The organism is Clostridium aromativorans (assembly GCF_020908015.1).
Classification (GTDB): domain Bacteria; phylum Bacillota; class Clostridia; order Clostridiales; family Clostridiaceae; genus Clostridium_B; species Clostridium_B aromativorans.
Map to the genome: position 1 here is coordinate 51918 of NZ_JAJJPB010000005.1, position 15022 is coordinate 66939.

Sequence of the window (15022 nt, forward strand, 5' to 3'; positions counted from 1 at the left end):
AAAATAAACTATTGACAATCAAAAAACAGTCATGCTATACTAAGATCATGTTAAAAAACAATAAATAGGTGGTCTACTTGTCCAAAATAGGTCGCCATGTACGCTGGCATAGCTCAGTTGGTAGAGCAACTGACTTGTAATCAGTAGGTCGTGAGTTCGAAGCTTACTGCCAGCACCATGGATAGGTTTTACAGTACTTAGCTGTAAAGCCTATTTTTTATTTAAATACATTATTATCTTATATTAAAAGGTCCTTTAAACAGTACTTTGATCATCAAGCCTATTAGTTCTTCCGGATCTGTTTTCATTCCTGTTTCAACCCAATATGTTATAACTCCTATATTCGCAGAAGATATGTATTCCAGCAGATATTCATTTAAATTTCCTACATTTCTCTTTTCTGCTTTGAATTTTATAGAAAGTTTCTTTTTCATGGTACTTTTTATCTTGTATGTAAATAGATTATCTCCATTTTTACCAAGGAGAGCTTTAAAATAATTACTGTGCTGTTTTATGTAGTTGAATATTTTTCTTATGGTTTCTAAAAAAATATCAAGATCCTGCTGTTTATGGATTATAATATTTTCTGTTTTTATTATATTTACTAAGTCGGAAAGTAATCCTTCCTCTATTTCTTCCAACAGATTATCTATATTTTCATAGTAATTGTAGAATGTTCCGCGGTTTAAACTGGATTTCTGGCATAGTTCCTTTACGCTTATTTTGTTTATAGGCTTATGTGTATATAGTTCAATAAAGGTGTCTTTAAGTAACTGGTTTGTTTTTGAAGTCATGGATGCTCACTTCGCTTTCAGTTGAATTCATTAACATTTTACACGTAAAGTAAAATAAAAATCAACAGAATTGGAGAAAATGTTTATTATGTAGAGTCATCCCTGTAGTATAATCAGCATATGAGGAGGAATACTATGGAGCATAGTTCTTATAGTGTAGTAGTTCAAAATGTAGATAGATGCTTTGGAAAGCATCAAATACTTTACAATATAAACTTGAAAGTGACCTGTTCACAGATCTTCGGACTTCTAGGACCTTCAGGTTCAGGCAAGACAACTCTAGTTAAAATGATCGCGGGAATTGATGTGCCTACAAAGGGACAGGTTTATGTACTGGGAGAGGAAATGCCTAAACTTTCAATGATGAATAAAATTGGGTATATGGCACAGTCTGATGCCCTTTATGGAGATATAACTGCAGAGGAAAATCTGAAGTTTTTTGCTGCCATGTACAATATATCTAAAGAAAATTGTACAAAGCGTATTGATGAAGTCATGGAATTGGTAAATTTATCTGAACATTTAAAGAAGAAAGTCAATCAATATTCTGGTGGAATGAAGCGGCGTCTGTCACTGGCTATTGCAATGTTAAATCAGCCTTTAGTACTTATTTTGGATGAGCCTACAGTAGGCATCGACCCTGTGCTTCGGAAATCTATATGGAATGAGTTGGACAGGTTAAGCAAAGAGGGTACTACCATCATAATTACAACTCATGTGATGGACGAAGCTGATAAATGTGATAACCTTTGCATGATACGTAATGGAAGGGTAATTGCAGCAGGCACTCCTGATGTGCTTAAAAAAAATACTGATTCCAATACAATAGAAGAAGCCTTTCTGTACTATGGAGGTGCTAAATGATGAGAATTGCCGCACTTACTATACGTATCTTGCGTCAGCTTAGAAATGACCGGAGGACTATTGCACTTATGATATTGGCACCTATTTTTGTATTGACGTTGATGTCATATATTTTTAATGGAGTTCAGTATGATCCAAAAATAGGCGTTATAAATGCACCTGAGAGCTTTATAGACAGATTGGAGAGCAGGTATGCAGTTGTAGGCAGGTACAGCGAAAGTGAAGCAGATATGCTTATAAGAGAATCAAAATTGGATGCGGTCATAAATTATAAGAGAGGAATTCCATATATTACGCTTGAGGGAAGCGATCCGGGGAAAAGCAAAGCAGTTATTGTACTGGTTCAAAACAGTATTCAAGATGCAAACCTAGGTATTAAACCAGATGTAACTTATTTATATGGTTATGAGAATATGACTTCATTTGACAATTTTGGACCTATACTTATTGGTTTCTTTGTGTTTTTCTTTGTATTTTTAATATCTGGAGTTTCTTTTCTAAGAGAACGTACCCAGGGAACTCTTGAGAGACTGCTTGCTACTCCAATACGTAGATGGGAAATTGTACTGGGATATATTTTGGGGTTTGGTATTTTTACTATAATACAGGCAGCTCTTATAGCCTGGTTTTCAATCAATGTTATAAATATGATGATGGTGGGATCTTTTATTTTAGTACTTATAATTACATTTCTAACTGCCATGGTAGCATTAACTATGGGAACTGCTCTATCTGCATTTGCGGAAAATGAACTTCAGATGATACAATTTATACCACTTGTTGTAGTTCCGCAGGTGTTCTTTTCCGGGCTATTTGATATGAGTACTATGGATACCTGGCTTCAAGTAATTGGGAAATTTATGCCGTTGTACTATTCAGCCGACGCCTTAAAACAGATCATGATACGGGGCAGGGGAATGGCTTCGATCTGGACAGATATTTTTATTTTAATAGGGATTTGTATGGTTTTTATTGTATTAAATATATTGGCACTCAAAAAATATCGCAGAATTTAAAATAGAATTATTTTAGGATGATAAGGGAGAGAGTTTTATGAAACGAATATATATATGTATTCTATTTGCGGCATTTATATTAACAGGTTGTGGAAGTAAATCTTCTATAACTTTAAAAGGTGATATTGCTGACAATACTGTTTCTGTAAGCAGCACTGTTGGCGGCAAGGTAATAAAAATGAATAAAAATCAGGGTGAAAAAGTAAAAAAAGGTGATCTAATTGCTCTTATAGATAATTCAAGTCAAAAATATCAGGTGGCTCAATTACAGGCAGTGGTTGATATGAAAAAGGCAAAATTGTCTTCATTAAATGCAGGCACCCGTACTGAACAAATTGAACAGGCTAAAGCACAAGTCAAGGCTGCAGGTGCCCAACTTGATTTATTAAAATCGGGGAATAGACAGGAACAGATAAATCAGTCACAAAACAATGTTTCAATTGCACAGCAGGATTTAAATATTGCTCAAACTCAATATGATAACTCCAAATCAGATTACGAAAAATATTTGATTTTAAATAAATCAGGAGCCATATCTCAAAAAGAACTGGAAGATGTTAAGTTAAAAATGGATACTTCAAGTTATACGCTCCTGTCTGCAAAATCAAAATTGGACAATGCCAGACAGCAGTTAAATTTAATGCAGGAGGGCTCTACCTCTCAGGCCATTGAAACTGCCAGTGCAAATTATGAGGCAGCAAACGCCCAGCTGAAACTTCTTGAAAATGGCCCTACCGACGATGAGATCAAGGCGTCACAAGAAGATCTAAATCAATCCATAGCTCAGCTTAGCCAGGCAAAAAATGAGCTTAACAAATACAATATAACCGCATTGTCCGATGGAATTATAATAAGTAAAAATTTTGAATTAGGTGATATAGTGACTGCGGGAAGTAATATTGCGGACATAGCGGTGACAGACGATCTGTATGTCATCTGTTATCTGCCGGACAAGTATTTGGATAAAATACACTATAATCAGTATGTGAATGTAAAAACATCACTGGGAATACAGAAGGGAAAGATAAATTATATTGATCTTAAGAAAGGATACACACCTAAAGATAAACAATCAACTTCAGATAAGGATCATATAACTACTAAGATAAAAATTGCCATAAAAGATAAAACTGGGATATTAAAGTCTGGTATGACTGTAGAAGTTGAAATCCCATTTAAATAAATGAAAATAGAACTTTGAATATTTTTCTAGAGAATTAAAAAATATAAGGGAAATAGGCACAGATCAATTTAGAATATGATCCCATGCCTGTTCTCCCTATCTAGATAAAGTGGATTTTATTTTAAATTCTTATTTTGTATATTTTGTTTTATGCGTATGTCTTCTCCGAAGAATTTACATAGGGTAAACTCTCCCAGTAATCTGGAGGAAATTCTTTCAGAATAGGATTTTAAAAGTTCTTCTAAGTCACAATTAGTCGATATAAGCATTTTTTTTTGTTTTAATAATTTTCTATTTAGAATGTTAAATAGTTCAGTTTTAGAAAAATCTGTTATTTGTTCTGAACCCAAGTCATCTATTATAAGTAAATCACAGTTCATAAGGAAATCTTCTAAATTAGTATCATTTTTAAATCTTATATTTTTTAAGTCTTCTATTAGATCTTCTGAAGTTCTGTAAACTACTAAAAAACCTCTATCCAGCAATTCTTTTGATATGCAATTTGATAAAAAGGTTTTACCCGTGCCTGGATTGCCGTAAAATAACAAGTTTTCCTTAGAAGAAGAAAAATTTTCTATGTAATTCCAGGATATAGAGGCTATTCTCTCTATGTTTTTCCTGGGGCTGGTCGGATTTCCTTTACTTTTTAAAGAAGAATATACTTGAAAATTAAAATTGTCAAAATTATTTTTATTTAATATATTTATTAAATCAGAATTATTATAGTATAATTTGATAAGTTTCTGTTTATAACAGCTGCATTTTTGGTGGCCTATAAATCCAGTGTCTTTACATTTAGGACATTGATAATGTATTTCGAGATAATCTACAGGATAATTATTAATTGCCAAGAGTTCAGATTTCCTAATTCTCAAATCTGTAATTTTTTCTTTTAACTCTTTTAAATATTTATCTTTGTTTTCGACGTTATTTAATATATTTATTGACAATTCTAGACTGAGCTTTCCTATAGATCTTTGTATGTCAATTATCTCAGGAAGTTTTCTCCTGATTTCTTCTTTTCGTATGTTCAAAGATTTTTCATCTTCTTCTCTTATTTTTTCATACATTTTAATTATTTGTGAATGGTAGCTCTTAATCATTTTTATCCCATCCTAACAATTTTTTTTCCAGATCGTCAAAATCATAATTTCTCTGTTTAAAATTATTGAAAGTACTTTTAGAATTTCTATTTCCAATATTTTTATTGCTATTTCTAAAGTTATTATGAGGTGTTTTTTTTACATCTTTTTTTTCAATATCTTCTAAAGTTCTAATTTTATCTTTATTCCAACTGGTCAATATTCCGTCAATATATTTAAAATCAGCTTTATTTATTCTCTCAAAACATATATTACAAGCTTTGAATATTATTTCTAGAGAAAAATTATAGCTTTCAATCCATTTTGAAAGCATTTCTTCCTGTGGCTTCATTATTTCTCCGTCTTTTATACCAAGATAATTTAGAATTTTTCTTATTTTAATCCATCTATCTTCACGGTTTTTTATAAAAATCTGAGCATCATTTACATTCTTTATCTTTGCATCAAACCAGGATAGAGCAGTTTTTTCTATATATCTGCTGTTTGTTTTACCCTTTGATGTACAGTATTGAACTAGGAGAAGTATAACTTCAGGGGAAAAATTGAGGTCATTTATCCAGCTTATATACATAGTCATTTCTTCTGAAGATAGAGGTCTTCCCGTGGATTTTTCTATATCTTCCAGCATATCTTTTATAGAATCTTTACTTAGTTCTTCTAATAAATTTATGCTATTTTCATTTTCTGTTTTTCTATCGGCTAAATCTAGAAAATCTATATTGTAATTTCCCATGTTGTCAATAGGAATCATTTTAATAACATTTTCGTCATTCCAATAATTCCAGGCGTTTAATACATCAGTTTCTAAAAGATGTAAAGCACTTGCCATAACTTGAGAGCTGACACCTAATTCACCAGATTTGCAATATTTTAGTCCCAGGAGATATACTTTGACAAATTCTCCCCGGGCCTTAGGCATAAATTTATCTATAAAGATATTGCTTACAGGTGTATAGTTTGTTTCATTAGTTTTAAATACAAAAGTACTCATATTTTTTACCTGCCTCTTATAAATTCCATTTTTAAAAAGCTACTATAATAAATCATTATATCAAAATAAGAAAAGTATAACAATGAAATGGATAGCTATTGTGGAAATTACTGTATATTGACAAAGGTTAATTATCATGCTAAAATTAGATTGATTAGTTAATTTAATATTCAGATTTTTCTTAACTAATTGTTAATAATACTGAATTCAGAATGTATATTTTATCTATATGTAAAGGTTTTATTATAATGGATCAGGGGAGAAAATAAAAATGATAATTCTTAAAAATATCAGTACTGTGTATACTTTCGATGATAAAGATAATGTGTTTACAAATTGCGACATTCTTATTGAAGGATCTAAAATTATAAAAATGGGGAGAAATATTTTACCAGATCATGAATGTGAAGAAATAAATTGCACAGGACTTGTGGCACTTCCGGGCTTTGTAAATACTCATCATCATTTATATCAAAGTTTGTTTAGGGGAATTAAGGAAGTACAAGAGCAGCCACTTTTTCCCTGGCTTACAAAGCTCTATAGTTATTGGAAGAATATAAACCCAGAAGCAGTTTATTATGGTGCCATGGTAGGATTCAGCGAACTTTTAAGAACAGGATGTACTTTGACTTCAGATCAGCATTATGTTTTTCCATTTGATCAGCCTGAGAATTTAATTGATATGGAAATAGAAGCATCACGTAAAATAGGAATTAGATTTCATGCCACCCGGGGTTCAATGTCTTTGGGAAAAGATAAAGGAGGGCTGCCTCCTATAAGTGTTATTCAAAAAGAGGATAAAATATTAGAAGATTGTAATAGGTTAGTTGATGAATATCATGATCCAAAGGACTTTTCTATGATTAGAATAGCGTTTGCACCATGTTCTCCATTTTCTGTGACTAAAGATTTAATGATAGAGACGAGAAAATTGGCGAGACAACTGGGAGTTATGATGCATACTCATTTAGCTGAAACCAAGGATGAAGAAAGATTCTGTATTGAAAAATACGGGAGAAGACCCTTTGAGCTCATGGAAGATATTGGATGGATTGGCTCAGACGTGTGGTTTGCACATGGTATATATTTAAATGATAGAGAAATCAGCAATTTAAAGGGAACTGGTATAGCTCATTGTCCATCTTCAAATATGAAATTGGGAAGTGGGATTTGCAGAACTACTGATATTGTAAAAGCATCAGGAAAATTGAGCATTGCAGTAGATGGAAGTGCAAGTAACGATGGTTCCAATATGTGGGAGGAAGTAAAAAGAGCATATTTATTAAATCATTTGAAATATGGTAATTATGGGTTGAGTGCATACGACATATTGAAAATTGCTACTAGAGGAGGAGCTGATGTACTGGGAAGAGCGGATACAGGAAGATTGGCTGTGGGAAAAGCAGCTGATATTATACTATTTGATCTGAACAAAATTGAATATGCTGGTTGTCATGATCCATTGATATCTTTGGTGTGTCTTGGTAACAGTTGTTTTACTAAAATGACTATAGTGAATGGGGAAGTTGTATCAATGGATGGAAAAATTCTGACAATTGACTGTGATAAGGTTTTTAGAGAGGCTAATAAAATTGCAATTCATATGTTGAAAAAACAGTCTTAGAATATTGACAAAGTAAGTATATTATTATAATATTTAATTAACTAGTTAATCAAATATTTAATAAAATTTAGTTCCCGTTTTAGCGTGGATTTCTATAAGTTCATAAATGAATTTAAAATTAGGAGGGTAATTATGTCTGAAATTAAAAATTTAATTCAAAAACTGGGAAATTTGAATTATGAAAAAATGTACAATAATGATTTTTTCCTAACATGGGAGAAAACAGATGAAGAACTTAAAGCCGTGTTTACAGTGGCCGATATTCTTCGCGAAATGAGACAAAATAATATTTCCACAAAGATTTTTGAAAGTGGACTTGGTATTTCAGTATTTAGAGACAATTCCACAAGAACAAGGTTTAGTTTTGCCAGTGCCTGTAATTTACTTGGACTTGAAGTACAGGATTTAGATGAATCTAAATCTCAAATTGCACATGGTGAAACCGTACGTGAGACGGCAAATATGATTTCTTTTATGGCTGAAGTTATAGGAATAAGAGATGACATGTTCATAGGTAAAGGCAACAAATACATGCATGATGTAGCTGATGCGGTTAAACAAGGCTATGAAGACGGCGTATTGCAGCAGCGTCCATCTCTTGTAAATCTTCAGTGCGATATAGATCACCCAACTCAGTGTATGGCAGATTTATTGCATATGATACATTATTTTGGTGGCATAGAAAATCTTAAGGGTAAAAAAATAGCAATGACATGGGCGTATTCACCTTCTTACGGGAAACCCTTGTCAGTTCCGCAGGGAATCATAGGATTAATGACAAGAATGGGTATGGAAGTTTCTCTGGCTCATCCAGAAGGATATGATCTAATGCCGGAAGTAGAACAGGTTGCTGCGAGAAATGCAGAACTGAGTGGTGGTAAATTTGTTAAAACTAATTCAATGACAGAAGCATTTAAGAATGCTGATGTTGTTTACCCTAAGAGTTGGGCATCCTTTGCTGCTATGAAAAAAAGAACCAACTTATATGGAGAAGGTAAATTTGATGAGATAAAAGTTCTTGAAAATGAACTATTGGCAGAAAATGCTAAACACAAAGAGTGGGAATGCACTGAAGATATGATGAAACTCACCAAGAGTGGAAAAGCTCTTTATATGCACTGCCTTCCAGCAGATATAAGCGGTGTGAGCTGTAAAGAAGGAGAAGTAGCGGCTTCGGTATTTGATCGCTATCGTGATCCACTATATAAACAAGCTGGATATAAGCCATATATTATTGCAGCAATGATAATGCTCAGTAAGGTTAAAAATCCAATTGAGGTACTTAATAAGCTTTTGAATTCAAATGTACCTAGATTTTTAGGAAAGTAAAGAACAGATTACATTAAAGAGTGACTCAAATTTATTTTGAGACACTCAATTCATATAATGTCAAAATAATCTATGAGATGTTATTGAAAATTTATTTTGTTTGGAGGGAGAATGAAAAATGAGTGATAGAATGTGCCCCATTTCTTTTGAAAAAATGATTAATTGGATCATTACAGAATTAAATGAAAATGGCACTATATTCGGAATTCATAAAGGCAAATTTTATAAAAATAAAGAACACAAATCTGCTGTAATATTTAATGAAAAATTATCTTCACCTTTGGGACCGGCAGCAGGTCCTAATTCTCAACTTGCTCAAAATATTATAGCGGCATATTTGACAGGAAGCCGTTTTATTGAACTAAAAACAGTACAAGTTATAGATGGAGAGGATTTGCCTGTAGCAAAACCATGTATTCATGCTCAGGACGAAGGTTACAATGTTGAATGGTCTACTGAATTGAAGGTTCAGGAAGCTTTTAATGAATATATAAAGGCGTGGTTTTTACTTCATGTTCTAATGAAAGAGCTTGATTTAAGTGAAAAAAGGGATTTTATGTTCAATATGAGTGTGGGTTATGATCTAAAAGGCATAAAGTCTCCTAAAATAGATGCCTATATCGAGGGAATGAGAAATGCTGTCAATACGGAAATATGGAAAGAATGTAAACAAGTACTTTCTTTAAATATGAATTTATTTAAGAAATTTAGCGAAAAAGATTTAGATAATATAGATTCTACTATATGTTCTTCTATTACATTGTCTACTTTACATGGATGTCCCCCTGAAGAAATAGAAAAGATTTCGAATTATCTTCTTGAGGAAAAGCATTTAAATACATTTATAAAGATGAACCCTACTTTGTTGGGAGAGAAATTTGTCAAAAATACCTTTGATAAAATGGGTTATGATTATATAGAATTAAATTCAAGCAGTTTTACAAAAGATCTGCAATATGCCGATGGAATAGCTATGTTGGGGCGATTGAAGGATAAGGCATCAAAATTGAATCTGGAAATAGGAGTAAAATTAACCAATACACTGCCAGTTAAAATAGTAAATGACGAACTTCCAGGTGAAGAAATGTATATGTCCGGGAGAGCTCTCTTTCCACTTACGATAACTCTGGCAAGCAGATTGTCTAAAGAATTTAATGGGGATTTGCAGATATCTTATTCGGGAGGAGTTGATTTCTTCAATGTAGATAAAATTTTAGCTGTAGGTATACAACCGATTACATTTGCTACAACTATTTTAAAACCAGGTGGATACGAGAGAATAACCCAGATGGCAAAAAAAGTGGAAGGACAGCTTAAAGGAAGCATTTCCTGTATTAATGTGATTCAATTGGAGGAACTTGCGAAACATTCATTAAAGGACAAACATCATCTCAAAGAATTGAGAACGGTGGACAGCAGAAAGATTTCTAAAGAACTTCCAATTTATGATTGTGCCATAGCGCCTTGCAGTATAGGATGTCCTATAAATCAGCAAATTCCTGAATATGTGAATTTGGTAGGAAAGAAAAAGTATGACGAAGCTTTTTCCATAATTGCAAAAGACAATACATCTCCAGCAATTACAGGTACAATTTGCAATCATAATTGTCAGTATAAATGTACAAGGCTTGATTATGACGAGTCTGTGCTCATTAGGAATATGAAGAAAATAGCAGTGATAAATTCTCAAGATAGGTATGTGGAGAATATCAAACCGGTAGAATTGAAGAGTAATAAAAAGGTGGCAGTTATAGGTGCAGGTCCGGCAGGACTTTCAGCAGCTGCATTTCTCAGAAGAAATGGCATTGATGTAACGGTAATGGATAAAAGGGAAAAGCCTTATGGTATAGTAGAATATGTAATTCCGGAATTCAGAATTTCTTCAGATATGATTAGGAAGGATTTTGAATTGGTTAAAAAGCATGGAGTAAAATTTAAATTTGGTATAGACGGAGTTTTTGATATAAATAGATTGAAGAAAGAATACGATTATATAGTGATTGCAACAGGTGCATGGAAGCCTGGGAAGATATCACTAGAGGAAGGAAAGGAGAAAGTAGTTGATGCCCTGGCATTTCTGGAAAAATTCAAATCAGAAAAAGAAAGCATAAGATTAGGAAAGCATGTTTGCGTTATCGGAGGCGGCGATGTCGCAATGGACTCTGCTAGAGCTGCCAAGAGAGTATATGGCGTTGAGAATGTATCCATAGTTTATAGAAGAACGAGAAAATACATGCCAGCTACACTGGAAGAATTGAAATTGGCCAGCTCAGAAGGCATTCTGTTTAAAGAACTCCTCTCACCTAAAGCTGTGAGAAAAGGTGAACTTGTCTGTGATGTAATGAAATTGGGCTCAAAGGACAGCTCGGGTAGGAGGAGACCCGAGGTAACAGGGGAAATTAAAAAACTACCGGCGGATACAGTTATTTTTGCAGTGGGAGAACAAATAGATACGGACCTATTGTCCAGTAATGGAGTAAAATTGAATGACAGAGGATTTCCTGAGATAAATGATTTTTGTGAAACCAGTATCCCAAAAGTATATGTGGCAGGAGATGTTAAAAAAGGACCATCTACTATTGTAAGTGCTATAGCGGATGGAAAGATAATAGCTAAAAATATATTGACAAGGGAAAACCTAAATAATGATTTTGCAGATAAAAATATTTCCTTAGATATAAAAGAATTATATAACAAAAAGGGAATACTTAGAGATCCTGTCTGCGAAGAATATGAATCGGAAAGATGTCTTGCTTGCAGCCATATTTGTGAATTATGTGTTGATGTGTGTCCGAACAGGGCCAATGTACTGATCAAAGTTGAAGAAAATTTCGAGTCCAAACATCAGATTTTACATGTAGATGGAATGTGTAATGAGTGTGGAAATTGTGGTATCTTCTGCCCTTACGATGGTAACCCTTACAAAGATAAAGTGACTCTTTTCTGGTCAGTGAGAGATTTTGAAAATAGTACAAATAAGGGCTTTGTCATATTGGATAGGGAAAAGTCTCTATTTAAAGTTAGAAAAGAAAATGGACAGGTTACCGATTATATACTTGGGGATAAGAATGTTGTTTCAAAGGAGATGGAATCCATAATTAATACCTGCATGAAGAAATATAATTATATGTTAAAATAATTTATAGGTTAGGAGGAAGGATAAATGTATCTTGTTGGAAATGGCAAGGTTATTACTAGAGATGAAATCAGACCCATTATAGATAATGGTTGTATTGCAATTGATGGGAACAAAATTATGGAGGTTGGAACCACAGAGAATTTGAGGACAAAATACGATGATGCCAGATTTATAAATGCAAAAAATAGGCTCATTATGCCGGGATTTATAAATACTCATATGCATTATTACAGTACTTTTGCTAGAGGCATGGCCAATGACAGCCCACCTGCTAAGAATTTAGTTGATATACTTACAGGGCTATGGTGGAGACTGGATAGGACTCTCACACTGGAAGATGTGTATTACAGTGCCATAGTTCCCATGATAGATGAAGTAAAAAATGGAGTGACAACGGTTTTTGATCATCATGCCAGTGCACATGCAGTTAGAGGAAGTTTGTTTAAAATTGCTGAAGCTGCGGAGAAGATAGGGATTAGAAGTAATTTGTGCTATGAAACTTCTGATAGAGATGGAGAAAAGATAGCTGATGAAGGTATTGCTGAGAATGTAGAGTTTATTAAGTATTGCAACCGTAAAAATGATGATATGCTAAAAGCTATGTTTGGACTTCACGCTTCCATGACAATATCGGATAAAACTTTAGAAAAATGTTTAAATGCTATTTCAGGTCTGAATACAGGATTTCATATTCACACTGGTGAAGGCGTTCAAGATATGATAGATTCAAAAGCTAAATATGGTAAGGGAATTGTAGAGAGATGGTATGATGCGGGGGTGCTTTGTGATAAGACTATTTTGGTGCATTGTATTCATGTGGCTGAGAAAGAACTTGATCTAATCAAAAAGAAGAATGCCATAGTAGTCCATAATCCGGAGTCCAATATGGGAAATGCAGTGGGAGCTTCTCCTGTACTTGAGATGTATAAAAAAGGAATATTACTTGGACTTGGAACGGATGGGTATACTACAGATATGATGGAATCCTATAAAGTCGGAAATCTTATTCATAAACATGTAAAAAAAGATTCAACAGTGGCGTATACGGAAATACCAAATATGTTGTTTGAAAACAACAGGAAGATAACTGAAAGATTTATCGATGGACAGGTAGGAATATTGAAAGAGGGAGCATTAGCTGATGTAATTGTAGTTGATTATAATCCACCTACTCCTATCAATAAAGATAATGTCAACAGCCATCTGCTGTTTGGTGTTAATGGGAAATGTGTAGATACAACTATTATAAATGGAAAAGTCATTATGGAAGACAGAGAACTTATTGATATTGATGAGGAAGGTATTATGGCAAAGAGCCGTGAACTTGCAAATAACCTTTGGAAGCGTTTCTAAAAATTGATTTTATAAAGATAAATTCCGGTAAGATAAATTTTTGCCGGAATTTATCTTTATGTTGAAATTAAATTCATTTTACTTTAAAATTTGGAGTATATGGAGTTATTGTTAAATGTCGAACTCATTTAATGTGTAACTTGTTAAGAGAAGAGAGGTTATTGATAATATGACAAAAGATATAAAAAAAAAGATACTAGATGCTGCTATGAAAGTGGTATCCAGGGAAAAAATAAGTGGAACACGTATGTATATGATAGCTGAAGAGGCTAAAATGAGCCAGGGTAATTTACATTATCATTTTGCCACTAAAAATGACATAATGACATCACTTTTAGATGAGGTACAAGAAAAATTTTCTGCTTTACGTAAAAATTATATTGATTTAAAAAATAAAGATGCTAAAGAGAATATTAAGGGTCTTTTTGATCAGAAAAAAGATGAAATTATGAATAGAAAAGAATTGGAATATATTCAATTTGACTACTGGGTCCAGGGAACAGTAAATGAAGAGATAAGAAAAAAATTTCAGAATACCTTTAACATATGGAGAAATAATGTAAATGAAATATTGGAAAAAGGTGAATCCATAGAAAAAGTGAATGATGAAATCAAAAATATGTTACCGTTTATAATGGTATCTTTAATGCTGGGTGGTTCATTACAATATCTTATAGATGAGGGGAAATTTGATCTGGATAAATATTTTAATGCAGCGGAAAAGCTCATATTTGATGAAATTTTTCAAAAGTAGAATTATTTATAATATATAATTTGGAAATGAGTGCGGGTTATCTTATGTGAATTTAAGCTCATTTCCATTTTTAAGCATTAATTTATCATAGGAAAAGAGGAATTTTAATTGACACTAGAAATTATAGTAGTTATGTTTATAACAGGTGCTATTTTAGGATTTGTAGGAGCGGGAGGTTCAGGATTCATAATATCAATTCTAACTGTAATATTCCATTATCCAATCCATACATCTCTTGGAACAGCCCTTGCAGCAATGATTTTCTCATCCATTTCGGGTTCTTTAAGCCACTATAAAGAGGGAAATGCCGTATTGAAAGTTGGGATTGCAGTTGGACTATTTGGTGCAATAGGAGCGTGGACTAGCTCTAATTTTTCATACTTCATACCGGCTGATAAATTGAAATGGATTACTTCTGGAATGTTGTACTTGTCAGCGGTGGTCTTGTGGATCCGTATGTTTATAGTTTCACGCAACTATGCAAATATAGATAAGTCTGGTGACTTACCTCATGGAGTGAAATTCTGGATATCATGCGGCAGCATAGGTTTGATTACTGGTGCTATTTCAGGTATGTGTGGTATAGGTTCTGCTTCCTTCATCCAAATTGGTTTAATGTTTATACTGGGAATGTCAATACGTGAATCTGCTGGAACTACCATGATGGTAATCGTTCCCATAGCTTTAGCTGGTGGAGCTGGATATTATCATTTGGGATATTTAAACATTCATTTGCTGATTGAAGTGGTAGCAGGTACAATGATGGGATCTTATATAGGTGCCAAACTTACAAGGCGGGTTCCTGTACCTATACTAAAAACTGCAATGATTTTAGTACCTATTACAGCAGGTACTTTACTTTTATTTTGATC

12 protein-coding genes and 1 tRNA gene are annotated in these 15022 nt (G+C 33.2%); 10 read left to right on the top strand and 3 right to left on the bottom strand.

The window, feature by feature from the left end; translation table 11 throughout:
• The first annotated feature begins 102 nt into the window (after positions 1 to 102).
• Positions 103 to 178, top strand: a tRNA-Thr gene (locus LN736_RS06290).
• A gap of 55 nt (positions 179 to 233) precedes the next feature.
• Here the strand turns inward: LN736_RS06290 and LN736_RS06295 are convergent.
• A complete protein-coding gene (locus LN736_RS06295; RefSeq protein WP_150356490.1) occupies positions 234 to 794 on the bottom strand; it encodes a TetR-like C-terminal domain-containing protein in 561 nt (186 codons plus the stop codon).
• Between the two features lie 135 nt (positions 795 to 929).
• On the opposite strand from LN736_RS06295, the gene LN736_RS06300 reads away from it, so the two are divergent.
• Genes LN736_RS06300 through LN736_RS06310 form a run of 3 tightly spaced genes read left to right on the top strand, consistent with a single transcriptional unit; the run spans position 930 to position 3857 of the window.
• The gene (locus LN736_RS06300; RefSeq protein ID WP_150356491.1) at positions 930 to 1658 is read left to right on the top strand and encodes an ABC transporter ATP-binding protein; all 729 of its coding nucleotides are present in this window, start codon (positions 930 to 932) and stop codon (positions 1656 to 1658) included.
• A complete protein-coding gene (locus LN736_RS06305) occupies positions 1655 to 2674 on the top strand; it encodes an ABC transporter permease (protein WP_229981231.1) in 1020 nt (339 codons plus the stop codon). Before LN736_RS06300 ends, LN736_RS06305 begins: the two co-directional genes overlap by 4 nt.
• A 37-nt stretch (positions 2675 to 2711) precedes the next feature.
• Positions 2712 to 3857, top strand: a complete 1146-nt coding sequence (locus LN736_RS06310) for an HlyD family secretion protein (RefSeq protein ID WP_229981232.1) — start codon at positions 2712 to 2714, stop codon at positions 3855 to 3857.
• 116 nt (positions 3858 to 3973) lie between these two features.
• On the opposite strand, the gene LN736_RS06315 is transcribed toward LN736_RS06310, so the two are convergent.
• Both LN736_RS06315 and LN736_RS06320 read right to left on the bottom strand, forming a co-directional pair.
• Positions 3974 to 4960, bottom strand: a complete 987-nt coding sequence (locus tag LN736_RS06315; protein ID WP_179978196.1) for an ATP-binding protein — start codon at positions 4958 to 4960, stop codon at positions 3974 to 3976.
• Positions 4953 to 5951, bottom strand: a complete 999-nt coding sequence (locus LN736_RS06320; protein WP_150358469.1) for a DnaD domain protein — start codon at positions 5949 to 5951, stop codon at positions 4953 to 4955. Before LN736_RS06320 ends, LN736_RS06315 begins: the two co-directional genes overlap by 8 nt.
• 271 nt (positions 5952 to 6222) lie before the next feature.
• Here LN736_RS06320 and LN736_RS06325 point away from each other — a divergent pair, with 271 nt between their 5' ends.
• From LN736_RS06325 to LN736_RS06350, 6 genes are all read left to right on the top strand, one after another.
• A complete protein-coding gene (locus LN736_RS06325; RefSeq protein WP_268253789.1) occupies positions 6223 to 7575 on the top strand; it encodes an 8-oxoguanine deaminase in 1353 nt (450 codons plus the stop codon).
• A 132-nt stretch (positions 7576 to 7707) separates the two neighbouring features.
• The gene (ygeW, locus tag LN736_RS06330; RefSeq protein WP_229981233.1) at positions 7708 to 8904 is read left to right on the top strand and encodes a knotted carbamoyltransferase YgeW; all 1197 of its coding nucleotides are present in this window, start codon (positions 7708 to 7710) and stop codon (positions 8902 to 8904) included.
• Between the two features lie 118 nt (positions 8905 to 9022).
• Entirely contained in the window at positions 9023 to 12043 is a 3021-nt protein-coding gene (ygfK, locus tag LN736_RS06335; protein ID WP_150358472.1) for a putative selenate reductase subunit YgfK, read from the top strand.
• A 24-nt stretch (positions 12044 to 12067) separates the two neighbouring features.
• Positions 12068 to 13396, top strand: coding sequence for a putative aminohydrolase SsnA (ssnA, locus tag LN736_RS06340; protein WP_150358473.1), 1329 nt, complete (start codon positions 12068 to 12070; stop codon positions 13394 to 13396).
• 169 nt (positions 13397 to 13565) lie between these two features.
• On the top strand, positions 13566 to 14150 hold the full coding sequence (locus LN736_RS06345; protein ID WP_150358474.1) for a TetR/AcrR family transcriptional regulator: 585 nt from the start codon (positions 13566 to 13568) through the stop codon (positions 14148 to 14150).
• Between the two features lie 108 nt (positions 14151 to 14258).
• Complete coding sequence (locus LN736_RS06350) at positions 14259 to 15020, top strand: sulfite exporter TauE/SafE family protein (RefSeq protein ID WP_150358475.1); 762 nt, start codon at positions 14259 to 14261, stop codon at positions 15018 to 15020.
• Positions 15021 to 15022: the final 2 nt, after the last annotated feature.

Excerpts from the sequence above, each read along its gene's own strand:
- ygfK (WP_150358472.1), top strand. The coding sequence starts at position 9,023 with ATGAGTGATAGAATGTGCCCCATTTCTTTTGAAAAAATGATTAATTGG.
- LN736_RS06300 (WP_150356491.1), top strand. The coding sequence starts at position 930 with ATGGAGCATAGTTCTTATAGTGTAGTAGTTCAAAATGTAGATAGATGC.
- ssnA (WP_150358473.1), top strand. The coding sequence starts at position 12,068 with ATGTATCTTGTTGGAAATGGCAAGGTTATTACTAGAGATGAAATCAGA.
- LN736_RS06345 (WP_150358474.1), top strand. The coding sequence starts at position 13,566 with ATGACAAAAGATATAAAAAAAAAGATACTAGATGCTGCTATGAAAGTG.
- LN736_RS06310 (WP_229981232.1), top strand. The coding sequence starts at position 2,712 with ATGAAACGAATATATATATGTATTCTATTTGCGGCATTTATATTAACA.
- LN736_RS06315 (WP_179978196.1), bottom strand. The coding sequence starts at position 4,960 with ATGATTAAGAGCTACCATTCACAAATAATTAAAATGTATGAAAAAATA.
- LN736_RS06305 (WP_229981231.1), top strand. The coding sequence starts at position 1,655 with ATGATGAGAATTGCCGCACTTACTATACGTATCTTGCGTCAGCTTAGA.
- LN736_RS06295 (WP_150356490.1), bottom strand. The coding sequence starts at position 794 with ATGACTTCAAAAACAAACCAGTTACTTAAAGACACCTTTATTGAACTA.
- LN736_RS06325 (WP_268253789.1), top strand. The coding sequence starts at position 6,223 with ATGATAATTCTTAAAAATATCAGTACTGTGTATACTTTCGATGATAAA.
- ygeW (WP_229981233.1), top strand. The coding sequence starts at position 7,708 with ATGTCTGAAATTAAAAATTTAATTCAAAAACTGGGAAATTTGAATTAT.
- LN736_RS06320 (WP_150358469.1), bottom strand. The coding sequence starts at position 5,951 with ATGAGTACTTTTGTATTTAAAACTAATGAAACAAACTATACACCTGTA.